General features: G+C 63.4%; 26 protein-coding genes and 1 pseudogene. 16 read left to right on the forward strand and 11 right to left on the reverse strand.

Features of this window, described 5'->3' with window-relative positions:
- The first annotated feature begins 120 nt into the window (after positions 1 to 120).
- Positions 121 to 894, forward strand: coding sequence for a 4-hydroxy-tetrahydrodipicolinate reductase (dapB, locus tag F2982_RS15385; RefSeq protein WP_246777460.1), 774 nt, complete (start codon positions 121 to 123; stop codon positions 892 to 894).
- A 41-nt stretch (positions 895 to 935) separates the two neighbouring features.
- Here dapB and F2982_RS15390 read toward each other — a convergent pair whose 3' ends face one another.
- Both F2982_RS15390 and F2982_RS15395 read right to left on the reverse strand, forming a co-directional pair.
- The gene (locus F2982_RS15390; protein ID WP_203428351.1) at positions 936 to 2,726 is read right to left on the reverse strand and encodes an ABC transporter ATP-binding protein; all 1,791 of its coding nucleotides are present in this window, start codon (positions 2,724 to 2,726) and stop codon (positions 936 to 938) included.
- 361 nt (positions 2,727 to 3,087) lie between these two features.
- Positions 3,088 to 3,759, reverse strand: a complete 672-nt coding sequence (locus F2982_RS15395) for a VIT1/CCC1 transporter family protein (RefSeq protein ID WP_203428352.1) — start codon at positions 3,757 to 3,759, stop codon at positions 3,088 to 3,090.
- A 146-nt stretch (positions 3,760 to 3,905) separates the two neighbouring features.
- Between F2982_RS15395 and F2982_RS15400 the strand changes: the two genes are divergently transcribed.
- Complete coding sequence (locus tag F2982_RS15400; protein WP_203428353.1) at positions 3,906 to 4,307, forward strand: GFA family protein; 402 nt, start codon at positions 3,906 to 3,908, stop codon at positions 4,305 to 4,307.
- A gap of 43 nt (positions 4,308 to 4,350) precedes the next feature.
- On the opposite strand, the gene F2982_RS15405 is transcribed toward F2982_RS15400, so the two are convergent.
- The gene (locus F2982_RS15405) at positions 4,351 to 4,665 is read right to left on the reverse strand and encodes a hypothetical protein (RefSeq protein ID WP_112719476.1); all 315 of its coding nucleotides are present in this window, start codon (positions 4,663 to 4,665) and stop codon (positions 4,351 to 4,353) included.
- 322 nt (positions 4,666 to 4,987) lie between these two features.
- Here F2982_RS15405 and F2982_RS15410 point away from each other — a divergent pair, with 322 nt between their 5' ends.
- Positions 4,988 to 8,374 carry a response regulator gene (locus F2982_RS15410; RefSeq protein ID WP_203428354.1) on the forward strand — a complete coding sequence of 1,129 codons (3,387 nt, stop codon included), beginning with the start codon at positions 4,988 to 4,990 and terminating at the stop codon, positions 8,372 to 8,374.
- On the opposite strand, the gene mnmD is transcribed toward F2982_RS15410, so the two are convergent.
- Positions 8,369 to 9,088: a tRNA (5-methylaminomethyl-2-thiouridine)(34)-methyltransferase MnmD gene (gene mnmD, locus F2982_RS15415; RefSeq protein ID WP_203428355.1), complete on the reverse strand. Its 720-nt coding sequence runs from the start codon at positions 9,086 to 9,088 to the stop codon at positions 8,369 to 8,371. The genes F2982_RS15410 and mnmD overlap by 6 nt on opposite strands.
- On the opposite strand from mnmD, the gene F2982_RS15420 reads away from it, so the two are divergent.
- The 12 genes and pseudogenes from F2982_RS15420 (at position 9,087) to F2982_RS15475 (ending at position 16,905) form a co-directional block, all read left to right on the forward strand.
- Entirely contained in the window at positions 9,087 to 10,262 is a 1,176-nt protein-coding gene (locus F2982_RS15420) for an FAD-binding oxidoreductase (RefSeq protein ID WP_203428356.1), read from the forward strand. The two genes, mnmD and F2982_RS15420, sit on opposite strands and share 2 nt — an antisense overlap.
- Positions 10,263 to 10,377: 115 nt before the next feature.
- A complete protein-coding gene (locus F2982_RS15425) occupies positions 10,378 to 11,085 on the forward strand; it encodes a DUF1045 domain-containing protein (protein WP_203428357.1) in 708 nt (235 codons plus the stop codon).
- 47 nt (positions 11,086 to 11,132) lie between these two features.
- Positions 11,133 to 11,990: an AraC family transcriptional regulator gene (locus F2982_RS15430; protein ID WP_203428358.1), complete on the forward strand. Its 858-nt coding sequence runs from the start codon at positions 11,133 to 11,135 to the stop codon at positions 11,988 to 11,990.
- 106 nt (positions 11,991 to 12,096) lie between these two features.
- The gene (locus tag F2982_RS15435) at positions 12,097 to 12,762 is read left to right on the forward strand and encodes an AzlC family ABC transporter permease (protein WP_203430086.1); all 666 of its coding nucleotides are present in this window, start codon (positions 12,097 to 12,099) and stop codon (positions 12,760 to 12,762) included.
- Entirely contained in the window at positions 12,759 to 13,064 is a 306-nt protein-coding gene (locus tag F2982_RS15440) for an AzlD domain-containing protein (RefSeq protein WP_203428359.1), read from the forward strand. Before F2982_RS15435 ends, F2982_RS15440 begins: the two co-directional genes overlap by 4 nt.
- Before the next feature lie 111 nt (positions 13,065 to 13,175).
- A complete protein-coding gene (gene puuE, locus F2982_RS15445) occupies positions 13,176 to 14,099 on the forward strand; it encodes an allantoinase PuuE (RefSeq protein ID WP_203428360.1) in 924 nt (307 codons plus the stop codon).
- Positions 14,099 to 14,596: a 2-oxo-4-hydroxy-4-carboxy-5-ureidoimidazoline decarboxylase gene (uraD, locus tag F2982_RS15450; RefSeq protein ID WP_112719467.1), complete on the forward strand. Its 498-nt coding sequence runs from the start codon at positions 14,099 to 14,101 to the stop codon at positions 14,594 to 14,596. Before puuE ends, uraD begins: the two co-directional genes overlap by 1 nt.
- 65 nt (positions 14,597 to 14,661) lie before the next feature.
- A complete protein-coding gene (locus tag F2982_RS15455; RefSeq protein WP_112719466.1) occupies positions 14,662 to 14,952 on the forward strand; it encodes a nucleotidyltransferase family protein in 291 nt (96 codons plus the stop codon).
- Entirely contained in the window at positions 14,949 to 15,311 is a 363-nt protein-coding gene (locus tag F2982_RS15460; RefSeq protein WP_203428361.1) for a HepT-like ribonuclease domain-containing protein, read from the forward strand. Before F2982_RS15455 ends, F2982_RS15460 begins: the two co-directional genes overlap by 4 nt.
- Before the next feature lie 3 nt (positions 15,312 to 15,314).
- The gene (locus F2982_RS15465) at positions 15,315 to 15,815 is read left to right on the forward strand and encodes an ureidoglycolate lyase (protein ID WP_203428362.1); all 501 of its coding nucleotides are present in this window, start codon (positions 15,315 to 15,317) and stop codon (positions 15,813 to 15,815) included.
- Complete coding sequence (uraH, locus tag F2982_RS15470; protein ID WP_203428363.1) at positions 15,812 to 16,168, forward strand: hydroxyisourate hydrolase; 357 nt, start codon at positions 15,812 to 15,814, stop codon at positions 16,166 to 16,168. Before F2982_RS15465 ends, uraH begins: the two co-directional genes overlap by 4 nt.
- Before the next feature lies 1 nt (position 16,169).
- Positions 16,170 to 16,905: pseudogene (locus F2982_RS15475) on the forward strand (metallophosphoesterase family protein).
- A gap of 4 nt (positions 16,906 to 16,909) precedes the next feature.
- On the opposite strand, the gene F2982_RS15480 reads toward F2982_RS15475, so the two are convergent.
- The 7 genes from F2982_RS15480 to puuD form a co-directional block, all read right to left on the reverse strand.
- Positions 16,910 to 18,625: a flotillin domain-containing protein gene (locus tag F2982_RS15480; protein ID WP_130277731.1), complete on the reverse strand. Its 1,716-nt coding sequence runs from the start codon at positions 18,623 to 18,625 to the stop codon at positions 16,910 to 16,912.
- Positions 18,622 to 19,278 carry an OB-fold-containig protein gene (locus F2982_RS15485; protein WP_203428364.1) on the reverse strand — a complete coding sequence of 219 codons (657 nt, stop codon included), beginning with the start codon at positions 19,276 to 19,278 and terminating at the stop codon, positions 18,622 to 18,624. Before F2982_RS15485 ends, F2982_RS15480 begins: the two co-directional genes overlap by 4 nt.
- Positions 19,279 to 19,282: 4 nt before the next feature.
- Entirely contained in the window at positions 19,283 to 20,419 is a 1,137-nt protein-coding gene (locus tag F2982_RS15490) for a PspA/IM30 family protein (RefSeq protein ID WP_203428365.1), read from the reverse strand.
- 133 nt (positions 20,420 to 20,552) lie between these two features.
- The gene (locus F2982_RS15495; RefSeq protein ID WP_203428366.1) at positions 20,553 to 21,695 is read right to left on the reverse strand and encodes an alpha-hydroxy acid oxidase; all 1,143 of its coding nucleotides are present in this window, start codon (positions 21,693 to 21,695) and stop codon (positions 20,553 to 20,555) included.
- A 90-nt stretch (positions 21,696 to 21,785) separates the two neighbouring features.
- Positions 21,786 to 22,688, reverse strand: coding sequence for an adenylate/guanylate cyclase domain-containing protein (locus tag F2982_RS15500; RefSeq protein WP_203428367.1), 903 nt, complete (start codon positions 22,686 to 22,688; stop codon positions 21,786 to 21,788).
- 27 nt (positions 22,689 to 22,715) lie between these two features.
- Positions 22,716 to 24,023, reverse strand: coding sequence for a guanine deaminase (gene guaD / locus F2982_RS15505; RefSeq protein WP_203428368.1), 1,308 nt, complete (start codon positions 24,021 to 24,023; stop codon positions 22,716 to 22,718).
- Complete coding sequence (gene puuD / locus F2982_RS15510) at positions 24,020 to 25,264, reverse strand: urate hydroxylase PuuD (protein ID WP_203428369.1); 1,245 nt, start codon at positions 25,262 to 25,264, stop codon at positions 24,020 to 24,022. Before puuD ends, guaD begins: the two co-directional genes overlap by 4 nt.
- Before the next feature lie 125 nt (positions 25,265 to 25,389).
- Between puuD and F2982_RS15515 the strand changes: the two genes are divergently transcribed.
- Entirely contained in the window at positions 25,390 to 26,088 is a 699-nt protein-coding gene (locus F2982_RS15515) for a Type 1 glutamine amidotransferase-like domain-containing protein (protein WP_203428370.1), read from the forward strand.
- Positions 26,089 to 26,118 lie beyond the last annotated feature (30 nt).

Below are 26,118 nucleotides of genomic sequence, written 5' to 3' on the forward strand. Positions count from 1 at the left end.
GGGCCGGGCGCTTGCACCAACCGTCTTCATCGTGACGGTAGGCAAGGCTGCCGTTTTGCCATATCGCAGGGTTCGAAGCGCACGGCGCTTCGGTTGACCCCTATGCGGATGGAGATGCCCGTGACCTTGCCTGTCAAAATTGCCGTCAGCGGCGCCCGGGGTCATATGGGCCGCGCCATTCTTTCCGCGCTTGCAGATGATCCTGCCTTCACCCACGTCTGCAGCATCGGCCGGACCGGCGGCGACGGGCTTGTCGATCGCTCCGTGGCCATCGAGACGGCCGAAGTGATCCTCGATTTCTCCACGGCATCCGCGGCGGCCGAACTGGCCGAACTTTGCGCGGAGAGAAACGGACCGGCGCTGGTGATCGGTGCAACGGGCTTCGAGGCGGATGAGCTTGAACGGATCAACAGGGCGGCCAGTAAGGTCGCGATCGTCCGCTCCGGCAATTTCTCGATCGGCGTCAACATGCTGGTCGGCCTCGTCGCGCAGGTCGCGGGCACATTGCCCGCTGAAACCTGGGACATCGAAATCCTCGAGGCCCATCACCGCCGCAAGGTCGATGCGCCATCCGGCACGGCGCTGATGCTCGGCGAAGCCGCCGCCGGTGGCCGCGGTGTGGCGCTCTCATCCGTCGAGCGGCGCAGCCGCGACGGCATGACCGGCGAGCGCCCGGCCGGTGAAATCGGCTTTTCGGTGATCCGCGGCGGCGGCATTGTCGGCGAGCACAGCGTCATGTTTGCAGCCGGAGAGGAAGTGCTGACGCTGTCGCATTCGGCGCTCGACCGCGGCATGTTCGCCCGCGGCGCACTGGCTGCCGCCCGCTGGGTCATGGGGCGAGCGCCGGGCGAATACGACATGCAGGATGTCCTGGGTCTAACGCGGAAATCCTGAGGGGTCGAAGCACCGGAGGCTTATGCTCCGGTGCTTCGGGTTTATGCCACCAGGCCCTTGGTGAGCTCCAGCGCCTGCCGCTCGAACAGCCGGCGGTAGATGCCGTTGTTGAGGCGGACGAGCGACTGGTGGTCGCCTTCCTCGACGATCCTGCCCTTGTCGAAGACCAGCAGGCGGTCGAGTGCCCTGACGGTCGACAGGCGGTGGGCGATCACCAGCGTCGTGCGTCCCTCCATCAGGCGTTCCATCGCCTGCTGGATCTGCACTTCGCTCTCGCTGTCGAGGCTGGACGTCGCCTCGTCGAGGATCAGCACGGGCGCATCCGCAAGGAAGGCGCGGGCGATGGCGACGCGCTGGCGCTCGCCGCCCGACAGCTTGACGCCGCGCTCGCCCACCATCGTCTCATAGCCCTTAGGAAGGCTCATGATGAAGTGATGGGCGCTTGCCTGTCTCGCGGCGTCCTCGATCTCGCGTCTCGATGCCTCCGGCCGGCCATAGGCGATGTTTTCGGCCAGCGTCCGGTGGAACAGGATCGGTTCCTGCTGGACGATGGCGATCTGGCCGCGCAGGCTCGACTGCGTCACCTTGGCGATATCCTGCCCGTCGATCCGGATCGAACCGGAATTGACGTCATAGAGGCGCTGGACGAGCTTGACGAAGGTCGTCTTGCCCGAGCCCGAATGACCGACCAGACCGACGCGTTCGCCGGGCTTGATGGCGACGGAAAAGTCGTCATAGAGCGGCGTCGGATGGGCGCCATACTGGAAGGTGACGCGATCGAAGATGATCTCGCCCTTGCCGATGGCGATCGCCCTGGCGCCCGGCCTGTCCTCGATGCCGAGCGGCGTCTTGTCGAGCAGCACCAGCTCTTCCATGTCGTTGACGGCGCGCTGCAGGTTACGGATATCCTGCCCGACCGAGCGCAGATATCCCTGCAGCACGAAGAACATCGCCAGCACGAAGGTGATGTCGCCCGGCGTCGCCAGGCCCTTCTGCCACATGATGAGGCCGGTGCCGAGGATGCCTGCCTGCATCGAGACCATCATGAAGCCCTGGATCGTGCCGTTCAGCGTGCCGCGCCGCCAGGTCCGCCGCGTGCGGCTGTCCCATTTGGCGAGAACGTGGCTCAGGCGCTCTTCCTCGCGGTCTTCGGCGCCGAAGGCCTTGACCACCGAGTTGCAGCTGATCGCATCGGCAAGCGCGCCACCGAGCTTGGTATCCCAGGCATTGGCGAGCTTGGCAGCAGGCGAGACGTAGCCCATCGAGAGCACGACGGTGACGCCGATATAGATCAACGATCCCGCCGCCACGATGAGCCCCATGACCGGCCAGTAGCTGCCGAGCACGATGCTGGCGCCGGCAAGCATGACGACCGACGGCAGGAGCGCGACCAGCAACAGGTCGTTCAGCGCGTCGAGCGCCCACATGCCGCGGGTGATCTTGCGCACCGTCGAGCCGGCAAAACTGTTGGCATGCCAGTCGGTCGAGAAACGCTGCACCTTGTGGAAGCCGCTGTTGGCGACATCGGCCATGATGCGCAGCGTCAGCCAAATGATGCCGTTGAAGATGAACCAGCGCAGCACGACGCTGGTGAGGCCGAGCGCCGCGACGACGACGAAGGCGCGGATTGCGCCATCGGCCGCGTTGCCGCCGGCGATCGCATCGACGATCCGGCCGGAGAAGACCGGGACCAGGACTTCGGCGAGCGTGCTGGCGATGACCAGCAGGATAATGCTGCCGACCAGGGCAGGGCGATGCGTCCATTGACGAAAAACAAAGCCGAGCACGTTGCGATAAGCATCGGCACGGAAGTCGAGCTTCTTGCGAGTCATTTTAACCAGTCCGGCGCCATATCGAGGGCAGCCGGCCCCAAAATCGAGAGTTAATAGACACAGCCGGAACGGGAGACGAAATAACCCCGGCAGATCGGTGGCGCTGTGAAAGACGTTAAAACCGCTTGCCGCGTGCCCTGGGCGGACCGCGAATTGGAATGACCTAGTGTCGGATCATTCCGGACGGGAGGGTTTCGATGAATACTGATGTCATGCAACGCCTCCTCTGTTTGATCTGCAGCGATGGAGATTTTGTACCGGACAAATCCGGTCTTGCCAACCGGATCTTTTCTACTTTGCAGAGAATGATGCAAGGGTGACACACCATCGAGGCGCGAGTGCCGTGTTTTTGCGGTGTGCGTCAGCCGCCGAGCGCGACGGCGATCAGCACGAGCACGAGGCCCAGACCGGTCATCGTGAGCCCGGCATAGAGCGGTCTGCCACCGGAGAAACTTGCCCATGCATAGCCGGTGATGAAGAGCAGCGCGATCAGCACGAGGTTGCTGACGCGCAGCGCCAGTTCGGCGTCGGCGATCAGGAAGAAGGGGATGACGGCGGGGATGGCGGTTGCGAAAACCAGGATGCCGATCCCGGTGGCGGCGAGGATATCGTTTCTCGTCAGCAATGCCTTTCGCGGCTCGGCGCGGGCGGTCAGCGCCAGGAGCGAGCGGTAGAGAGCTTCGGCATCGGCGGTCTTTCCCGAGAACGGGGTGTCCTCGATCGGAAACTCCTCGGCAAGCACGGCAAGCGCCGTCGCCTCGCTGCGGGCGGCCTTGATATGCCGGAAGAGACGCAGGCGCCGGCTCTTGTAGAAACTGGTGCCAAGCACGAACAGGACGGCATCGATGATCGCCCAGGCGGCGTTGCAGCCGAGCGTCGCGACGACGAGATCGCGCACCTCGATGCCTTCCTCATGCATGACGAGGCGGGAGCCGACGGTCCATGTCAGCGCCATGATCAATCCGAAGAGGACTTCGCCGAGCGCATCGCCGGGATCGAGCGCGTCGAATATGGAGCGGATCGGCGACGTCATCGAATGGCCCTCCTGTGCGGCAAGGCCGCAAGAGACGACTATGATCGAGGCGGGCCGCGGGCTCATTGAGCCGGATCAAGGCTGATTGCGGTTGCCGGTTCATTCCGGCAGGATGGCGCATCGACTGCGAAGGAGGAGATCACGTCATGATGATCGGCTCATGTCATTGCGGCAAGGCGCACTGGACGCTGGAAGGCGATCCGGGATCGATCACCGCCTGCAACTGCACGCTCTGCCGCCGGTACGGCACGCTCTGGGCCTATGATTATGAAGGCGAGCGGGTGGCGGTCAGCGGGCCGACGGCGTCCTATACGCGCTCGGGAAGAGACAAGTCGCCGCTGGAGATATTGTTCTGCCCTGCCTGCGCCTGCGTTCTCGCCTGGCGCGGTCTGGTGCTGGAATCGGATGGGCGGCGGCGGATGGCGGTCAATGTCAGGCTTGCGCCGCCAGAGGCCGTGGAAGATCTGGCGATCGACCATTTCGACGGGCTGGTGACCTTCACCGATCTGCCGTCGACGGGGCGCTGCGTGCGCGATCTCTGGTTCTAGGGAAAAGACGGCGCCGCCGGGAGGAAGCGGCGCCGCAAGTCACTCAGCGTCTGCAGACTTCGGCGCGGAAGGGCTGGCCCCAGCGGTCATAGCGCCATTCCGTGTGGCAATAGCGGGGCGCGTAATAAGCCGGATAGGCCGGGTAGGCCCGCGGCGGCGGGTAGTAGGCATAGGGGCCGGGATAATAGGGGCGCGAGGCAATTGCGCCGCCGACCACGCCGCCAACGACGCCTCCGGCAACACCGCCCCAGAAGGCGTCGCCGCCGCGGGCATTGGCTGTTCCGGTTGTGGCGAAGGTGGCGCCGGCAAAGGTCAGCGCAATCAGGCCCGCCGCCATGGTCTTATGAAGAACGGACATGTCGAATTCCTTTCATGGACAAGGCTTGTCTTGAAGCCATGGCCAGAATCCGCCCCGATCGCGGCGCGTTGATGGTCGCACAAGCGCTCGCGGAATTAAATTTTCGTCATGATTGCCGGGGTTTTGCCGCGTTCTTGCGAGGGCGAAAGCGCAAATGAACGCAAGGGGATGAGACCCGCCGCTGCCGTTCTGATTCAACTTTAACGCCGCTTTTGGCGCCTGCCGCTCGCGCTCTAAGATTTTATGGTTAAAAGCTTGTTAAGCGACTTGGCATTATGGTTGCAGATGTGAATATTTCATTCACAGCGGGAGTGGACGCTTTTTGACATCGGCAGGCAACCTTCTGGAACTGGCATGCAGCCGGATCGCGGATCTGGATACGCCAGCCTATGTGAAGAACAGCGAGCTTCGCTATGTCGCTGTGAACGCCGCCTATGCGCATTTTTTCGGTCTCGATATTTCCGATTTCATCGGCCGCCGCAGCCGCGAGGTTCTCGACCGGCCGGAAGAGGACGAGCGCGAGGACAAGGAGCGCCGGGCGCTGGTTTTCGGCACCGAGGAAAGTGCAATCTGCTTCGACCGGGCGGCGACAAGTCACGAGCGGGTGCAGATCGAAAGCTTCATGCCATCGGAAGAGCGGGCCTATGTGCTCGGCGTTTTCGAGAAGCGGGCGCAGCCGCGCCGTCCTGTCGCCTCCGGTCCCGATCAGGCGCTGCTAGCCGATTTCGAGCGGGTGCGTTCGGCGATCGAAAAGCTCGACCATCCCGTCGGCATCTTCGCCGATGACGGGCGGCCGCTCGCCGTCAATGCGGCCTACCACGGCGGCTCCAGGCATGTTGCGGAGGCCGGCTGGCACAAGAGCGTTGCCGAGCTCGATCTGCTGCGCACGATCATGGAAGATCTACCGGTTGCGGCCTTCGCCCGCGACGAGCAGCACCGCCTCGTCTATGCCAACCAATATTACGAGACCTTCACCGGTCACGACCGCGCCAAGGTGCTGGGGCTGACCGAGCACGAAATGTTCGGCGAAGACGGCGGCGGCGCCATCTACGAAGAAAACTGCCTGGCGCTGAAAAACGGCTCGCTGACCGAGGTCGAGGGCAAGCTGCCGAGCACCGACGGCAAGTCCTATCCGATCCTGTCGCGCGTCAACCGCGTGCAGACGCCCGACGGCAAGCTCTATGTCGTCGGGTCCTTCTCCGATATTTCGCCGCTGAAAGAGCGCGAGGCGGAGCTCATCCAATCGCAGCAGCATGCCGAAGTGCTGCACCGGGATATCGAGAGCATCCTGCGCTCGCTGCCGGTCGGCGTGCTGATCCTCGATAACAAGCTCGATATCCTCTACGTCAACGACGAGTTCTACCTGATCAGCGATCTGCCGATCGAGGACCGCTTCGACGGGCGGCCGTTCATGGACGTGATCCGCCGCAATCACGCGCTCGGGCGCTACGGCTACACTCAGACGCCGGAAGAGATCCTGGAATCGCGGCGCCATCACTTCTCGACCGCCGACGATCCGGAGCCGGTGGAGCTCAACTGGTCGGGCGGCAAGTCGATCATTTTCGACAGCCGCCGCATTTCCGACGACCGTATCCTGCTGACCTATTCCGATATCAGCGCCATTCGCCAGCGCGAGCAGGAAGTCCACGACGCCAAGGCGGCGATCGAGACGCTTGGCGAATTGATGCGCGATGCAACGCGGGCGATGCCGCAGGGGCTGGCGATCGTCCAGGACGGCATCATCCAGCTTTCCAACGATGCGCTTTCCGGCGTGTTGCAGATCCCGCCGGAATATCTGGCCGCCGGGCGCGGCTGGATCGATCTCTTCAATTTCTGCGCCGAGCGCGGCGACTTCAACGGTGCCGCGGCCGATACGCTGCATTACTGGCGCAGCAGCATCGCCACGCGCCAGCCGATCACCACCGTCTTCCATATTTCCGGCGAGCGCTGGGTCAATATGGACGCGACGATCAGCGAGCGCGGCCACTGGATCGCTCTCTTCACTGACGTCACCGAGATGAAGCAGCGCGAGGGCGAGCTGGAGCGGCTGCTGTCGCGCGCCGAGGCTGCCGATCGCGCCAAGTCCGAATTCCTCGCCAATATGAGCCACGAGATCCGCACGCCGATGAACGGCGTTCTCGGCATGGCCGAGCTGATGGCGAAGACCGATCTCGATGCGCGCCAGAAGACCTTCATCGACATCATCGTCAAATCCGGCAATGCGCTGCTGACGATCATCAACGACATCCTCGATTTCTCGAAGATCGATGCAGGGCAGATGAAGCTGCGCAGGGCGGCCTTCGATATGGTCGAGGCGGTCGAGGATGTGGCGACGCTGCTCTCTTCGCCGGCGGCCGAGAAGGATCTGGAACTGCTCGTTCGCGCCGATCCGAACCTGCCTGCGGCCGTGATCGGCGATGCCGGGCGTTTCCGGCAGATCGTCACCAATCTCGTCGGCAACGCCGTCAAGTTCACCGAGAAGGGCCATGTCTTCGTCGATATCGGATTCCGTCAGGGATCGGGCGGCGAGATCATGGTCGAGCTCAGGATCGAGGATACCGGTATCGGCATCCCGACCGACAAGCTGCAATCGGTGTTCGACAAGTTCTCGCAGGTCGATTCCTCATCGACCCGGCGTCACGAAGGAACGGGCCTGGGGCTGGCGATCACCGCCGGTCTCGTCGATCTCTTCGGCGGCTATATCCATGCCGAGAGTGAACCGGGGCGCGGAACCGTCTTCACCGTCAACCTGCCGTTCGCGGTGGCGGCGGCCAAGCTCGATCCGAAGCCGCTGCCGGTCAATGTGCGCGGCGCGCGCATCCTCGTCATCGACGACAACGAGGTGAACCGCAGCATTCTCAGCGAACAGCTGACGCTCTGGGGTTTCGACGGCGTGGCGGCGGAAAGCGGCGCGACGGGGATCGCCATTCTGGAAGCGGCACATCAGGTGGGCGTCGAGGTCGATGCGCTGGTGCTCGACTATCACATGCCGCAGATGAACGGCGCCGAAGTGGCGCGCAAGTTGCGCGCCGACCGGCGTTTCGAAAACCTCCCGATTATCTTCCTGACGTCGATGGACATATCGGGTTCGGAAAAGGAATTCGCGGCGCTAAACGGCCAGGCGCATCTGATGAAGCCGGCGCGCGCCAACCTGCTGCGCGGCACGATCGTTGAGGTCGTCAGGGCCAAGCGCGTCAAGCAGGCGTCCGAAGCCGAGCTTGCGCGGCTGCAGGCCGAGCTCGCCGCCAAGGCGCCGGAGCCGGAAGAGGCCGAGCCCGAAATCGAGACGCCGCGCCGCAAGGCCGATTTCATCGACGTGCTGGTGGCCGAGGATAACGAGGTCAACCAGATCGTCTTCACCCAGATCCTGCAGGGCACGGGCCTGAGCTTCCTCGTCGTCAACAACGGCCAGGAAGCGGTCAATGCCTGGGAAGCGTATTCGCCGCGCATCATCATGATGGATGTGTCGATGCCCGTGATGAACGGTCACGATGCGACACGGGCGATCCGCTCGCGCGAACGCGGGCAGGGGCACCGCGTGCCGATCATCGGCGTCACCGCGCATGCGCTGGAAAGCGACCGCGAGCTCTGCCTCGATGCCGGCATGGACGACTATATGTCGAAGCCGATCAGCCCCGAGCTGCTGGAAGAGAAGATCCAGCTGTGGCTCGGCAAGAGCGAGCCGCTGCCGGGCCGCTCCGGCTTATAGGGCCTTCGGGCCGCAGAGCATTTCGCGCTTTCCGGCAAAGCCCTTGCGCCGCTCGACGGCAAAGCCGGCTGCCACAAGATTGCGCCGGACGAAGCCGGCGGCGGCATAGGTTGCGAAGCTGCCGCCGGGAACGGTTTTCTCGCAGACGAGACGCATCAGCTCTTCCGACCACATGTCGCCGTTGCGCGACGGGGCGAAGCCATCGAGGTACCAAGCGTCGAAGCGCGGTTCGGCGGCCCTGACGCCATCGAGTGCCGCGCCGCAGACGACGCTGAGACGGGTCTGCGGATCGAGATCGAGGCTGACGATGCCTTGCGGGTTATCCGGCCAGGCCGCAGAAAGGCCATCACGTTCTGCATCGATCTCGGACCAATGCGACAGGGCGCGGAAAATCTCGTCACGCTGCATCGGGTAGAGCTCGAAGGACATGAAGTGCAGGTGCTGGCCATTCCTGCGGTGCAGCTTCCACTGGCGCCAGGTCTCGGCGAAGTTCAGGCCGGTGCCGAAGCCGAGCTCGCCGATCTGGAAATTGTCCTTTTCCGCCCAACGCTCCGGCAGGCCGTTGCCGGAAAGGAAGACGTGGCCGCATTCGAGCCGGCCGTCGGTCTGGCAATAAAAGTGATCGCCAAAGGCCTGCGAATAGGGCATATCGCCGTCTCGCCATTCGAGCGGCTGGCTGTTGCTGCCAATCTGATCGGGATCGATATCTGTCATGCCACAAGCCGATAGTCCGGCTCTTCTCTCCGGTCAATCCGCCGATCTCTTGATCGCCGGCGGCGGCATCATGGGCCTGTGGGCGGCGGTATATGCCGAGCGGCTGGGTATCGACACGCTGCTGATCGATGCCGGGCGGATCGGCGGGGGCGCCAGCGGCGGCCTGCTCGGCGCCCTGATGCCGCATATGCCGGACAAGTGGAATGCCAAGAAGCAGTTCCAGTTCGACGCACTGCTCAGCCTCGAAACCGAGATCGCGGCACTGGAAGCCGCCACCGGCCTTTCCGCAGGCTACCGGCGCTCCGGCCGGATCATCCCGCTGCCGAAGCCGCATCTGAAGACGATCGCGCTACGGCATTCGGCCGATGCCGAGGTCAACTGGAACCAGCAGGGCCGGGCGTTTCACTGGCATGTTTCCGACCAACCCGCCGTCAGCGGCTGGATCGATCCGGCTGCGGGCGGCAGCGGCTTCGTGCATGACACGCTGGCGGCCCGCGTTGCGCCGCGATCGCTGGTCTCGGCGCTCAGAGCATTTCTCGATCGGGCGCGGCATGTGCGGATTGCCGAGATGGCGGCGCTTGGCTCGTTGGACGCGGAGGCAGGTACTGCCGAGATCGACGGCACCCGAATGAGCGTCGGTCACTGCATCATTGCGGCCGGGCATGCATCCTTCCCGATCCTGCAGCGCTTCAATCCGGGTCTGCCGCAACCGCTCGGGCAGCCGGTGAAGGGGCAGGCGGCGCTGCTGAAGGCCGATATCGACCCGGCTTTTCCAGTGATCTTCCGCGACGGGCTCTATATCGTGGCGCATGAAGGCGGGCATGTCGCGATCGGCAGCACCAGCGAGAACAGTTTTGCCGATCCCCATGGCACCGATGACCAGCTGGAGCCGTTGATTGCGGCGGCGCGCGAAATGGCGCCGGTGCTGGCGGATGCGCCTGTCGTCGAGCGTTGGGCGGGGCTGCGGCCGAAGGCGATCGATCGCGATCCGATGGTGGGGCGCCATCCCGATCATCCCCGGCTCCATGCGCTGACGGGCGGTTTCAAGGTGAGTTTCGGGCTCGCCCACCGGCTGGCAGAATGGGTCACTCGCGAAATAGCCGGTCAGCCCGCAGGGTTTGACCTGCCGGATAGTTTCGCGCTTTCCAGCCATATCACGGCCGCTTCACGCTAAACGTGAATTAGTCCAGAGCTTATTTCGTTATTCTGTCATGCAAATCACCTATCTGCTAGCGCATCGACGGTGCCGGATTCGGCCGTGCACTGCACTCTCAGATGGAGGAAATCGCATGCGTTATGCCATTTGCTTCACGCCTTCGCCGAGCGATCCGCTCAGCCATGTGGCGGCCAATTGGCTTGGCCGTAACGTCTTTTCGGGCGAGATGCTGGAGCCGCCGGCCGTTCGCGGTCTCGGCATTCACGAGATCGCCTTCCATACGGCCGTGCCGCGCCGCTATGGCTTTCATGGCGTGCTGAAGGCACCGTTCCACCTTTCCGCGGATGTTTCGGAAGCGCAACTCCTGCGGGAGCTGATGCGGTTCTCCGGCACGATCCAGCCTTTCAGCGTTCCTCGCATCGAGGTGGCCCGGCTCGGCAATTATTACAGCCTGGTGCCGACGCTGCCCTGCGAGAACGTGCGCTATCTGGCATCTTCCATCGTCCAGCATTTCGATCGCTTTCGCGCGCCTCTGTCGGAAGCAGATATCGAGCGCAGCGATCCCGATGGTCTCTCGGCGGCGCAATTCGCCAATCTGCACCGCTGGGGCAACCCTTACGTGATGGACGAGTTCCGTTTCCACATGCCGGTCACGGGCCCGGTCAATTGCGTCGACATGCCCCGCATCGAGCAGGCGCTGCGATCGATCTTCGATCCGGTGCTGAACGATCCGATCCAGATCTCCAACATCGCGCTGATGATGGAAGAGGGGATGGGCGGGCCGTTCCGCGTGCATTCGCTGCACCCGATGGGCAAGGTCAGCGCCCGCAAGATCGCCTGATCACTTTTGTTCAAGAAGCGGGCGCGGATTGATGCTATATCCGCGCGATGCAGAATATCTCGCAGGAACAGGCAACCGATGCCATGCCGCTTGCCGGCGCGGAGACGACGCGCTTCTGGCGCGACCGCCGTTTCGGCGGCATGGAATGCCTGAGCGCGACCTTCCTGACCCACGAATTCGCGCCGCATGCGCATGATACGTTCAGTATCGGCGCCATCGAGAGCGGCAGCCAGATCGCCACGATCCGCGGCACGCGCGAGGCATCCGGCCCCGGCGACCTCTATCTGATCAATCCCGGCGAGACGCATGACGGGGCGCCGACCGAGGGCGGATACCGCTACCGGATGATCTATCCTGACATGGCGCTGTTCCGGGAAGTCCTCGAAGATGTGACCGGCAAGAGCTTTCAGGGTACGCCGGCCTTCGGCAAGCAGATCCTGCACGATCCGAAGCTCGCCGCCGCCTTTCAGCAGGCGCATGAGATTCTCGAAATCGGCAGCGGGGCGCTGGAGAGCAGCCAGGCGATGTTCCAGGTGCTCGACGCGATGTTCCGCCAGCATGGCAGCTCGATCATCGTGCCCGTCGATACCAAGGAGCGGTCGGCAGTGCGCCAGGCCCGCGACTATCTGATGGAGAACTACGCGACCGATATCGGCCTCGAGGAGCTCGCAGGCGTTGCCGGGCTCAGCCGGGCGCATCTGATCCGCGCCTTCCGCAAGGAATTCCACATCACGCCGCATGCCTTCCTGACCGATATCCGCGTGCGGATCGCGCGGCGCAAGCTGCAGGCGGGCGAGCAGCCGGCCGAGATCGCGCTCGAATGCGGCTTTGCCGACCAGGCGCATTTCACCCGCCACTTCAAGGCGCGCACCGGGATAACGCCCGGCCAGTACCGGGCGCGATAATCACTTTCGTTCAAGACGCCGCTCCGGCGCGGCTCTATGACCTCCGCAGCAAGCGGAGTTTTCGAACGTGAACAAGAATGAATTCTGGGCGGAATTTTCCGGCGGCATGCGGGCGATCGCGCCGCTGATCGCCGCCGTCATCCCGATCGGGCTGGTCTTCGGCGCGGTGGCCGCCACCAAGGGGCTTTCGCCCGTCGAGACCGGGCTGATGAGCGCGCTGGTCTTTGCCGGCGGCTCGCAATTCGTGGCGATGGATATCTGGACGCATTCGGCCTCCTGGGCGGGGCTGGGTTTTGCGGCGCTGCTGGTCAATATCCGCCACGTGCTGATGGGTGCCTCTATTGGCACCAAGATGCAGGCCTTTCCGCCGCGCGCGCGCTATCTCTCCGTGCTGTTCCTTGCCGACGAGATCTGGGCGATGGCGGAGTTCCGGGCCGGTGTGGCGCGGCTGACGCCAGCGTGGTTTGCCGGGCTCGCGACGCCCTTCTATCTAGCATGGGTGATCTCGGGGCTGGCGGGCGCCACGCTTGGCGCCTTCCTCGGCGATCCCGTCACGCTCGGCCTCGACTTTGCCTTTCCCGCCGTCTTCATCGTGCTGGTCATGGGCTTCTGGAAGGGTCCCGAGACCGGTGCGGTGCTGCTCGCCAGCGGTGCGGCGGCCGTGCTCACCCAGCATTTCATTCCCGGTGTCTGGTATATCGCTGCGGGTGCTCTCGCCGGTTTGGTCACCGCTCTCTTCAGCGGCAAGCGCCGCATCGAGGTAACGCCATGACGCTCGATCTTTCCACACTGCTCGCGATCCTGGCGATGGCGGCGGCGACCATCCTGACGCGGGTCAGCGGTCTCATCCTCATTCGCCATGTCTCGCTCGAAGGCAGCAGGCGCAAGGCGATCGAATCCATTCCGCCGGCGGTTCTGATGGCGGTCGTGGCGCCGACTGCCTTTGCGACCGGCATTGCCGAGACCATCGCCTGCGCGGTGACGGCGCTTGCCGCGCTTCGGCTGCCGATGCTGACGGCGGTGGCATCGGGCGTCGTCTGCGTGGCGATCCTCAGGGCGATCGGGCTCAGCTGAGCGATTTCGTGAGAGACTTTCGCGATTTCCGTGAAAGTCTCTTGCACATTTCCGGCTCGACTTTCGCTCTCCGGGTGCTACCGTTTCGCCTGTCTTCGAGAAGGTGATTTGATGGCATTCGATACATATCCGCGCGATCTCGTCGGCTACGGCCGCAGCACACCCGATCCGAAATGGCCCGGCGGCGCCCATGTCGCCGTGCAGTTCGTCATCAACTACGAAGAGGGCGGCGAGAGCTCGATCCTCGATGGCGACCCGGCCTCGGAGAACCTGCTTTCGGAGATCGTCGGTGCCCAGCCCTGGCCCGGCCAGCGCAATCTCAACATGGAATCGATCTACGAATATGGCTCGCGCGCCGGCTTCTGGCGGCTGTGGCGGATGTTTACCGATCTCAAGATGCAGGCGACCGTCTATGGCGTGACGCTCGCCATGGCGCGCAATCCCGAAGCCGTTGCGGCGATGAAGGAGGCCGGCTGGGAAATCGCCAGCCACGGCTATCGCTGGCTGGAATACAAGGATTTCCCCGAGGATCTGGAGCGCAAGCACATTCTCGAAGCCGTGCGCCTGCATACCGAACTGACCGGCGAGCGCCCCTATGGCATGTACCAGGGCAAGCCATCCGACAACACGCTGCGGCTGGTGCAGGAAGAGGGCGGTTTCCTTTATTCGTCGGACTCTTACGCCGATGATCTGCCCTATTGGGTGAAGGGGGTGGACGGCAAGCCGTTCCTGATCATTCCCTATACGCTCGAAACCAACGACATGCGTTTTGCCACACCGCAGGGCTTCAATTCCGGCGACCAGTTCTTCGCCTATCTGAAGGACGCCTTCGACACGCTCTATGAGGAAGGCAGGGAAGGCAGCCCGAAGATGATGTCCATCGGCCTGCATTGCCGCCTCGTCGGCCGCCCCGGCCGCGCTGCGGCTTTGAAGCGCTTCATGGAATATGTGCTGGGTCACGAGAAGGTCTGGGTGCCGCAGCGTATCGAGATCGCCAGGCACTGGCATGAGCATCACAAGCCGGAGACGATCTGATGAGCGGGCGGGAGGAATTTGTCACCCGCTTCGGCGGCGTCTTCGAGCATTCGCCGTTCATCGCCGAGCGCGCCTATGACGACGGCTTCATCCATGGCGAGCTGACGGCCGACCGTGTTCATACGCCGATGGTGGCGGTCTTTCGTGCGGCGAGCGAAGACGAACGCCTCGGCGTGCTGCGCGCTCACCCCGATCTGGCGGGACGTCTGGCGATATCAGGCGAACTCACGGAAGACAGCAGACAAGAGCAGGCGGGCGCCGGGCTCGACCGGCTGAGCGCCGAAGAGCACAAGCGCTTCACTGAGCTCAACGACCGCTACACGGAGAAATTCGGCTTTCCCTTCATCATCGCGGTCAAGGGCCTGAACAAAGACGATATTCTCGCAGCTTTCGAGAAGCGCATCGATAACAGCCGCGAGGACGAGTTTTCAACGGCGGCCGGGCAGGTCGAGAAGATCGCGCTTCTGCGCCTGTCGTCCATGCTTCCGGAGCGCTGAATGGCGGGGAATTCTTTCCTCATTCTTCCGGCTCGCCTATAGTCTGCCACGCAGGAGATGTTGCCATGAAGCCATCGGAAGTGCTGGAGAAGAACAGGCAGGCGATCCGCGACGCGACGAAGCGTTTCAACGCGGCCAACCCGCGCGTCTTCGGCTCGGTGGCCCGTGGCGAAGACCGGGCCGACAGCGATCTCGATATTCTCGTCGATGCGCTGCCGGGAACGACGCTGTTCGATCTCGGCGGGCTGCTGGAGGAGTTGCAGGATATGCTCGGGGTCAAGGTGGATTTGGTGACCCCCGGCGGGCTGCCTGACAAGATCAAGGCGCGCGTTCTCTCGGAAGCGTCCGCCATATGAGCAATGAGCGGCTTCTCGAGCATATCGATCGCATGCAGGCTGCCGCGCAGACGGCATTCGATCTAACCGCAGGGATGAGCGAGGCGCAGTTCCTCGGTGACATCAGAACACAGCTTGCCGTGACGATGTCGCTGGTGCTTGTCGGCGAGGCGGCAGCACGGATATCGGCGATCGAGCCCGGATTTCCGCAAAGCCATCCGGAAATTCCGTGGACGCGGATCAAGGGCATGCGCAACCTGATCGTCCATGACTACTACAAGGCGGAACTGCCAGTGATCTGGCAGACCGCAAGAACGGCCTTGCCCGACCTCGTGACCCAACTTGAAAACATTCGCCACTGGCGGATCCAAGGCGAATGACAGATGCCTGAATTCCTCGATATCCACCCCCTCACCAAAGCCGCCTTCGCGCCCTTCGGCGATGTGATCGAAACCCATCCGGAAACGATGCGCTACATCAATGGCGGCACGACGGAGCGGTTCCACGCACTCGCCTCCGCGGAAGCTGCCGGCGAGGGCGCCCGCGTGATCATCAATCTCTTCCGCGGCCAGCCGCGTGCCTTTCCCTACGAGGTCGGGATGATGGAGCGACATCCCTTCGGCAGCCAGAGTTTCTCGCCGGTCTCCGGCCGGCCGTTTCTCGTCGTCGTTTCCGAGGATGAGGGCGGCAAACCCGGGCGGCCGCGGGTGTTCCTGGCGCGGGGCGACCAGGGCGTCAATTACCGCCGCAATGTCTGGCATCATCCGCTGATGTCGCTTGGCGAGCCGTGCACCTTCCTCGTCGTCGATCGCGACGGGATCGAAAACAATCTGGAAGAATTCTTCTTCGACACCCCCTTCATCATCAGAGAGCCAGCCCTATGACCGGACTGACCACCCATGTCCTCGACACCGCTCTCGGCATGCCTGCCAAGGGGCTGCGGATCGATCTCTATTCGGTCGAGGGCGACATTCGCAAACATCTGAAGACCGTCGAGACCAATTCGGACGGCCGCGTCGATGGCGGGCCGATCCTGATCGGCGATGCCTTCAAGGTGGGCAGCTACGAGCTGCTCTTCCATGCCGGCGATTACCTGCGCGCCGCAGGCACGGCGCTGCCCCACCCGGCCTTTCTCGATCTCGTGCCGATCCGTTTCGGCATTGCCGATACGACGGCGCATTACCACGTGCCGCTGCTGATCTCGCCCTATGGCTATTCCACGTACCGGGGCAGCTAAGATGCGGTTTGCTGCGATCGCCGATATCCACGGCAATGCGCTGGCGCTGGAGGCGGTGCTTGCCGATATCGCCGCACAGGGAATCACCGACATCGTCAATCTCGGCGACTGCTTCAGCGGGCCGCTGGAGGCGGCAAGACCGCCGACCGGCTGCTCGGACTGAACCTGCCGACTGTGCGCGGCAACCACGATCGCTACCTGACCGAATTTTCACCCGAGCATATGCAGACGTCGGACGAGGCGGCCTATCACGATCTCAGTCCACGCCATCTCGACTGGCTGCGGACGCTGCCACCAGAGCTTGTCTATCGCGGCGAGGCCTATCTCTGCCACGCGACGCCGGGAAACGACAATCTTTACTGGACCGAAACCGTCGCCGCCGATGGCAGCGTTTCCCTGAAGGCACAGGCCGAGATCGAAGCGCTCGCCGAAGGCATCACGCAGCCGCTGACCCTCTGCGGCCACACGCATTTGCCGCGGATCATCGCGCTCTCCGGCGGCCGCCTGCTCGTCAACCCGGCAGCGTCGGCTGCCCGGCCTATGACGACGATCAGCCCTATTTCCACAAGGTCGAGAACGGCCATCCGATGGCAAGCTACGCCATTCTTGAAAAGAGCGCCGATCGCTGGACCGCCCATTTCCGCACCGTCGCCTATGACCATATGGCGATGTCGGAGCTCGCAAAAGCAAATGGCCGCCCGGAATGGGCGGCCGGATTGGCGAAGGGGCGGCTGTAGGCGATCAGGCGCCGGTATCTGGCGTCGTCTTCGGTTGGGAGGCCGGGGCAGGTGTTGCTGGCACGGCATCCGGCTTGGCGCCGTCGAGATTGCCGAGCAGCGAGGAGATGGCGTTGTCGCCTTCGAATCCTGCTTCCTTCATCAGCCTGTCGAGGATCGGCTTGTTGGCCTGGTAGGAGAGGAGCTGTCCGGCAAGGCCTTCGCCCATTCCGATGCCGGAACCCGCCGCTGCTCCATTGCCGCCACGGCCGAGCATTCCGCCAGTGTCGAAGATGCGGATATCCGAAATCTTCTCGATCGGCTTGACGGCTTCGGCGAGTGCAGACGGGATGGTGCGGATGCGTTCGCGGGTGATCTCGAATTCGATAATGGCGGCGCTCAGCTTGTTGCGGGCGTCGTTGAGGAGCGCTTCGCTCTCGGCTTCCGCCTTGCCGGTTTCGAGAATGCCCTTGGCCTTGATGACGGCGGCATCGGCTTCGGCGGTGGCGAGCGTCTTGATCGCTTCGGCCTGATCGATGGCGGCCTGCTTTTCAGCCTCGGCGCCGACGGTCACGGCAGTCGCTTCCGTTTCGGCCTTCTTGCGGGCGTCGATGACGGCGATCTGTTTTTCGCGTTCGGCGATCTCGACGGCCTTGGCCGTGCCGACCTTTTCCTCGGCGGCGATCGCCAGCGCGCGGGCCGCTTCTGCGGCTGCCTTGGCTTCGGATTCCTCACGGCTTTTGTTGGCAACGGCGATGGCGCTCTCCTGGGCGACGATCTGGAGGTCGCGCTTCGCTTCGGTCTCGCGCTGCTGGACGGCGCGCGTCGCGTCGATATTGGCACTTTCGCGGGCCTGCTTTGCGGAAGCTTCGCGCTCGGCGATCGCCTGCTGCGAGGCGATGCGGGCCTCTTCTTCGGCGCGCTTGGCTGCCTGTTCCTGTTGCGCGGTTTCGGCGCGCGTCGCCGCCGACTTGTTGGCGATGTCGCGTTCCTGGCTGAGTTCCGCCTCACGCTTGGTGCGCTCGATGGCGAGCGACTGCTGGCGCGCCTCGAGGTCCTTCTGGGCGATCGCGACTTCGGTGTCGCGGACGATCTCGTTGCGTTCCTTCTTGCGGCTTTCGGTGATACGCGTCAGCGCTGCAAGGCCCTGGGCGTCGAAGAAGTTGTTGGCGTTGAAATGCTTGATATCCGTCTGGTCGAGGCGGGTCAGCGAAACCGACTCCAGCTCGAGACCGTTCGACTGCAGGTCGGCGCCGACGGCTTCCTGAACCGCCTTAACGAAATCCATGCGCTGCTCCTGCAGCGCATCGAGGTTCATGGTTGCAGCGACCGAGCGTAGGCCGTCGACGAACTTCGCTTCGATGAGGATGCGCAGCTGCTCCGCGTCGTTGGTGCGGTTGCCAAGTGTCTGCGCGGCGAGCGCGATCGAGGAGCCATCCGGCTTGACGCGGACGTAGAATTCGGCGCCGATATCGACGCGCATGCGGTCCTTGGTGATCAGCGCGTCACCTTCGCCGCGGCGCACTTCTAGGCGCAGGGTCTTCAGGTTGACGCGGGCGATCGAGTGGAAGATCGGCAGGACGACCGAGCCGCCATCGAGCACCACTTTCTGCCCGCCAAGGCCGGTTCGCACATAGGCTTCGTCGCGGCTGGAGCGAGTGTAGAGCGAGGCGAGTACGAAGCCGATGCCGAGAACAAGGACAATGCCTATCGCGGCAGGAAGTATGACGTCATAAATCATGAATTCTCTCCCAAGGATGAACTGGCCGTATCGAGAAGCTCGTCCGGCGCGAAAACTGCGATGAATATGTCGGCGGCGCGATCGACGAGCAGAACCCTGGCGCCGACGGCGAGCGGCGGCTGGTCCTTGGCGGCTCGAGCGCGCAGCGAATGCCAGTTGCCATGCGCGTCCTTCAGCCGGACACGGCCCGGCAAGCCCTGGTCCAGCGGCCCGATGGCGACCTCGGCCGTGCGGCCGACGAATTCCGAGAGATCGACGGCATAGGTTTCGTCGCGCGGCACGATGCGCGCCACGGCGCGGCTGGAAGCGCGCACCATCGGGGCGGCCAGCAGGATCGCCGGGACGGACGCCACCAGCGCCGGAAGCGGTGCCCAGAAGGCGTTGGCGATTGCCTGGATCACGAAGCCCGTCATGGCGAAGAAGCCGAGGGCCATGAGGATCAGGATCAGGATCGGCACGCCGCCGACATTGAGCCACGACAGCAGGCCAGCGACGCCTTCATGGCCATCCGTGTTTGGGACATGCGGCTTGCCGATCATCTCGCTGATCGAGAAGCCGAGCAGCATAGCGAGAATTTCGATGACCGTCAGGCCCGCCAGCATGGCGGCGGCGATGGCGAAGGGCGTGCACTCGGGGGCAAAGAGCAAGCTCATGGGCTTATTGGCCGCCTGCCTTGAAACGCGCCAGTCTTGCCTCTATAGCCTGTTCGCGGTGGAGGCGGTCCAGTTCGTCGAGTTCGGCGCTGCTGGCGACTTCGCCAGCGGGCACACCGGTTACCCGGGACACAGCCGCGGCTGCCTTCGCGGCGCTGACGCCGGGTTGCGGACGGGCGGAGCCGGACGCTGCTTCTGCCGGTGCATGCTGCGCCACGCTGCGCTTGTAGTCGGAGAGACGGGTTTCGGCTTCCCGGCGGGTGGCAAGGACTGCCTGGAGCGCCTTCTGGCCCTCGTCGACATGTTCCTTGGCGTCTGTCAGCGCCTTGTCGAGCGCTGCGATCTGGGCTTCGAGATCGATCTGCCGGGATACGCCGGCCTTGGCGAGATCGTCGCGTCCCGAGGAGACGGCGAGGCGGATCTTGCCGTCGAGTGCGGCCATGTCGTCGGTAATCTCGGTGCGGCGGCTGGTGATGCGATATTCCTCGGCGCGTGCCTTGCCGAGATCGGTCCGCGCCTCGTCGGCCGCAGTGTCGATTTCGCGGATCGCCTGCTCGATGATCGCCAGCTTGTTAGAACCTTCGGCCTTGTCGATGGCGGCATTGGCGATGCCGGCAATCAGACGGCCCATACGTGAAAGAACACCTTCATTCATGTTTTCCTCCATCCGTGGGGAATTCGGCGTGACGCCGATGTGAATTTCATACCGGCCGCCTGTGACGGCCAGATAGGCTGGAAAGATGTTGTCCCATCCCGGCGAGTAACCGGCGACATCGAAGGGCACGGCAACCCGGCCCCTGACGGTCGCAAGCGTCAGATCGGTAGGGCCTTTGATAGCAAACAGTTTTTCATCCAGAGGTAGTCGCGAAACGCCATGCTCAAGCTGGCCTGATGCGAAGTCACGCAAGCCAAGCGTGACCAGACGTGCAGGTAGTCCGGTTTGCTCGCGGACCGTCTCGTAGGCGAGATCATGCAGCACGACGAGATTGGCGCCGGGTTTTCCGGCGAGCAGATCGCTGAGAATGCCGGCCATCTGCTCATAGGCTGCGATGGTCTCGTCGATCGCGGCGCGCGCATCAGGTCCCGGCGCTAACCTGTAGCGCAGCATGGATTGCGGTGATGTTCTCGTCGCGAATACCATGCATTTAACGTAAAGCACCGCTTTGGTGCTTTCAAGGGTCGACTAAAAAAGAATCTTGAAGAATTAACAATGCACGGTTGCGGGCGCGTTTCTGATCCAGATTGGAACATCGATTGCCGCGACTGCAGACGCGCTATTCGCGGCCGGCGATGATCGAGCCATCAACATCCCGGATATCCCGCTTGCCGCAGAGCGCCATGGTCATGTCCATTTCCTTGCGGAGGATTTCCAGCGCCAGCGTCACGCCTTCCTTACCCATGGCGCCGAGGCCGTAAAGGAAGGGGCGGCCGATATAGGTGCCTTTGGCGCCGAGGGCCACGGCTTTCAGTACGTCCTGGCCGGAGCGGATGCCGCCGTCGAGGTGGATTTCGATCCTGTGGCCGACGGCGTCGGCGATGGCGGGGAGCATGCTGATCGAGGAAGGGGTGCCGTCGAGCTGGCGGCCGCCATGGTTGGAGATGATGATGGCGTCGGCGCCGGTCTCGGCGGCGAGTTTTGCATCCTCGACATCGTTGATGCCTTTGATGATCAGCGGGCCGCCCCACTTTTCCTTGATCCAGGCGACGTCGGACCAGGAGAGCCGCGGATCGAACTGCTCGTGCGTCCAGATCGAGATCGACGAGAGATCGTTGACGTTCCTGGCGTGGCCGATGATGTTGCCGAAGGTGCGGCGCTTGGTCTGCAGCATGTCCAGGCACCAGAGCGGGCGCGTCGCCATCTGCCAGATATGCTTGGGCGTGAATTTCGGCGGGGCGGAGAGGCCGTTGCGCAGGTCCTTGTGGCGCTGGCCGAGGATCTGCAGGTCGGCGGTCAGCACCAGGGCCGAGCATTTCGCCGCCTTGGCGCGGTTGATCAGGTCGAGGACGAAGTCCTTGTCCTTCATCACATAGAGCTGGAACCAGAAGGGCTTCGTCGTCACCGAGGCGACATCCTCGATCGAGCAGATGCTCATGGTCGAGAGCGTAAAGGGAACGCCGAATTCTTCTGCCGCGCGCGCTGCCAGCATCTCGCCATCGGCATGCTGCATGCCGGTCATACCCGTCGGCGCCAGCGCCACGGGCATCGACACCTTCTGGCCGATCATCTCGCTTTCCAGCGAGCGGTTGGTCATGTCGACGAGGACGCGCTGGCGGAGCTTGATCTTCGCGAAGTCGCTTTCGTTGGCCCGGTAGGTGCTTTCCGTCCAGGCACCGGAGTCCGCATAATCGAAGAACATCTTCGGGACGCGGCGGCGGGCGAGCGTCTTCAGGTCGGCGATGGTGAGCGGCTTGGACATGAGATCGGCATCCTCCGGAAGTCTTCCGAAGACGTATCACACTCGCGGCCCATCGCCAGCAAAATCATGTGCTTAAAGCAATTCTCCCGCTCAACTTCTCATCACCCAGCGGATCGCGCCGATGACGGAGAAGGCCATCAGCGGCCAGATGGCCCAGAAGGTGCCGTGCCAGGAGAGCAGGTTGATGGCGATGAGGCCGAGGCCGATGATGGCGAGGCCGGCGAGCTGCGGGTCGACGCGGCTTTGCAGGCGGGCGATCAGCATGGCGGAGACGAAGGCGAGGACGAGGATCGGCCAGACGGCCCAGAGATTGCCCTCCCAGGTCAGCGCGTTGATGACGGCGAACATGGCGGCGGCGATAGCGAAGATGCCGAGCAGCTTGCGGACACGCGAGAGCGAGGCGGTGGGCCGCTCCTCCGTGCGGGGCGGGGAGAGGGCGGCTGCGGCAAGGGGAGCGTCCGGCGTCCGGTTTTCGCCGATGCGGATCGCGTAGCTCGGGATCGCCTCCGAGACATTTTTCACGGTCAGCGGTCCGAGAAAGTCGAAGCCGACGGGGATCTTGTTGCGAACCTGGTCGTAGACGGTGTTGGAGATGACGATGCCGCCTGCGGGTGCCGAGGATTGCAGGCGGGCGGCGATGTTGACGCCGTCGCCGTAGATATCGGAGCCATCGGCGATGACGTCGCCGAGATTGATACCGATGCGGAACAGCATCTGCGCGCTTGCCGGTTTGGCGTCGTTGAAGGCTGCGAGTTCGGTCTGGACGTCGACGGCGGCGCGCACCGCCTCGACGACGCTTGGGAATTCGGCGATCAGGCCGTCGCCCCAGGTGTTGACGACGCGGCCGCCATGGGCGGTGATCAGGCCGGACATGGCCTCGCGGTAGCGCTTCAGCGTTGCCAGCGTGCCTTCCTCGTCCAGGCCCATTAGCCGCGTATAATCCTGCACATCGGCAGAGAAGATGGTCGTCAACTTGCGCTGCGTTTCGCTCATGCTCCCCCCGATTTCGCAGGCGCTATGTCAGAGCGCCGCCTTCATCGCGTTGCCCGCGACATATGTCTCCACGATCGATCTGTCGTCGCCCATCGTCTGCAGCAGGAAGAGCTCTTCCGCCAAGGTTTTGACCACATCCATCTTCAGCGCCATGGCCGGCGTTGCCGCGGCGTTGAGGACGACGATGTCGGCGTCGGTGCCGGTTTCCAGCGTGCCGATGCTGTCGGCCAGCGACAGGGCTTCGGCATTGCCCAATGTCATATGGTAATAGCTGTCCAGCGGGTTCAAGCGCTCGCCGAGAAGTTGCTGGATTTTGTAGGCCTCGTCCATCGTGCGCAGCATCGAATAACTGGAGCCGCCGCCGATATCGGTGGCGACGCCGATGCGCACCGGCTTCTCGCGGCGCGACAGCGCCTTCAGCGGGAAGAGGCCGGAGCCGAGGAAGAGGTTCGATGTCGGGCAGTGGACGGCGATCGATCCCGCCTCGCTCATCGCATCCGCCTCGCGGTCGGAGAGATGGATGCAGTGGCCGAACAGCGTCTTCTTTCCCAGCAGCCCGTAGCGGGCGTAGATATCGGTGTAGTCGACCGCTTCAGGATAGAGCTCGCAGGTATAGCGGATCTCGTCGTGGTTTTCGGAGAGATGCGTCTGGATATGCAGGTCCGGGAATTCGCGGGCGAGCGTTGCGGCCGCTTCCATCTGGGCGGGCGTCGAGGTGATGGCGAAGCGCGGGGTAATGGCGACGTGGTTGCGGCCCTTGCCGTGCCATTCGGCGATGACGGCGCGGGTCTCATCATAGCCCATCTCGGGCGTATCGAGCAGCCCCTGCGGGGCGTTGCGGTCCATCATCACCTTGCCGCCGACCATGCACATGCCGCGCTTCATGGCTTCGGCGAAATAGGCGTCGGCGGAGGTCTTGTGCACCGAGCAATAGGCGACGGCGGTCGTCGTGCCATGGCGGATCAGCTCGTCGTAGAAATGCGTGGCGATCTTCTGCGCATGGGCGCTCTCGACGAAGCGGCACTCTTCCGGGAAGGTGTAGGTGTTCAGCCATTCCAGCAGGTTGGCGGCATAGGAGGCGATCACCTGCATCTGCGGGAAATGCAGATGGGTGTCGATGAAACCGGGCATGATCAGATGCGGACGATGGTCGATCTCTTCCGTGCCTTCCGGCGCGCTTGCCTTCACGTCGGCATAGCTGCCGCTGGCCGCGATCTTGCCGCCGTCGAGCAGCAGGGCGCCGTCGGTCTTGTAGAGATAGCTGTCGGTATCCGTCAGGCTTTGCGGGGCGCGCTTGAACGAGAGCAGGCGCCCGCGCAGAAGTTTCACTGTCATTGCTGTTTGCCTTCGACTGCGCTTTCATACCAGGCGACGAGCAGCTTGCGCTCATCGAGCGTGATGTCGGTCACGTTGCCCGGGGGCATCGCATGGCTGCGTCCTGCCTGTATATAGATTTCGCGGGCGTGGGCGGCAATTTCCGCGTCGTTTTCGAGGATGACGTTCTTCGGCGGGCGCGCCAGGTCCTCATAGACGGGCTCTGCCGCATGGCACATCGAACAGCGCGTGCCGACCAGCTGCTTGACGGCGGGGAAATGCGCGTCGCCGGCAAATTGCTGGAAGGCAGGGGCGACGGCCGCCGCATCGGCATCCTTCTCGCCGGTCAGCACCTTCGGCACGGTCGACAGCCACATGATCAGGATGAAGAGGATGACGGTGGCGATCCAGGTCCAGGTCGGACGGCCCTTGCGGGCATGCGTGGTGTTGAACCAGTGGCGGATGGTGACGCCCATCAGGAAGACGAGGGCGGCGATCACCCAGTTGAAGGCGGTGCCGAAGGCGAGTGGATAGTGGTTCGACAGCATGAAGAAGATGACGGGCAGCGTCAGGTAGTTGTTGTGCAACGAGCGCTGCTTGGCGATCTGCCCGTATTTCGGATCGGGCGTGCGCCCGGCGATCAGGTCGGCGACGACAATCTTCTGGTTGGGAATGATGATCATGAAGACATTGGCCGACATGATCGTCGCCGTGAAGGCGCCGAGATGCAGGAAGGCGGCGCGGCCGGTGAAGACCTGCGTATAGCCCCAGGCCATGAAGACCAGCACGGCATAGAGCACGACCATCAGGCCCCAGGTGTTCCTGCCGAGCGGCGACTTGCAGAGCAGGTCATAGACCAGCCAGCCGCCGGCGAGCGAGGCCAGCGAAATTAGGATCGCCGTCGAGGGGCCGATATCGAGCACGTGGCGGTCAATGAGGAATAGATCGGCGCCCCCATAATAGACGATGCAGAGCATCAGGAAGCCGGAGAGCCAGGTGAAATAGCTCTCGTATTTGAACCAGGTCAGGTGCTCCGGCATCTGGGCGGGCGCGACCAGATATTTCTGGATGTGATAGAAGCCGCCGCCATGGACCTGCCATTCCTCGCCATAGGCGCCGACGGGCAGATGCGGCCGCTTCACGAGGCCGAGATCGAGCGCGATGAAATAGAAGGACGAGCCGATCCAGGCAATCGCGGTGACGACGTGGAACCAGCGCGCCGCAAAGGCCAGCCATTCCCACGCTATGGCATATTCGTACATTCGGTTCCCCTGTCTTCTCGACTCGTCACATTGCAGAATGTTGGTGCATGAGGGAAGGGGGAAGTTCGCTTCCCATCGGGCGGCGAATGGCCGATAGTTCGGGCACCAGGAGAGGGAGAAGAACGATGATCCTTGCGCTCTACAGCGATCAGGTGATTGCCGAGAATGCGCCGATGGACCGGCGGCTGGCCGAGATCGTGCGCCAGCGCGGCGAGCACATCGGCTATATCTCGTCCGGTCCCGATCCCGACCGCAGCTTCTTCAGGGAGAAGGCCGCCTACTATGCCGAGCACGGCCTGACGCTCGATCCCTTCATCGATCTCGACGCGGTGGTGCCTGAAGATCTCGAACGTCTGTTCTCCTGCAACGCCATCCACCTCTCCGGCGGCCATACCGGCCACTTTCTGCAGCGGCTGCACAATGCCAACGTCTTCGAACGTCTACGGTCGTGGGCGCTCGACGACGGCATCCTGATCGGCACCAGCGCCGGGGCGATCCTGATGACGCCGACGATTGCCGTCGATGCTTTCTTCCTCGGACAGCAGCCTTCCGACATCACTGATGGCGAGGCGCTCGATCTCGTGCCCTTCGAGTATTTTCCGCATCTGAACGAGGACGAAAGCTTTCTTCCCAAGCTGCTGCGCTACAGCGAGACGATCACCAACCGGATCGTCGCCTGCCGCGACGGCGAGGGGCTGATCGTTCACAGCGACGGCGTTGAGATCTTCGGCAAGCCGCTGATGATCTTTCAGGGATCCGCCGATGTCATCAGCCTGGAAAGGCTCGATGCCCTGATGGTGTCCGCACGCCGTCTTGAAATGTGACGGCTTCGTTACACCTTAATTCGAGGGCTG

Source organism: Rhizobium sp. BG4 (genome assembly GCF_016864575.1).
Lineage (GTDB): Bacteria > Pseudomonadota > Alphaproteobacteria > Rhizobiales > Rhizobiaceae > Rhizobium.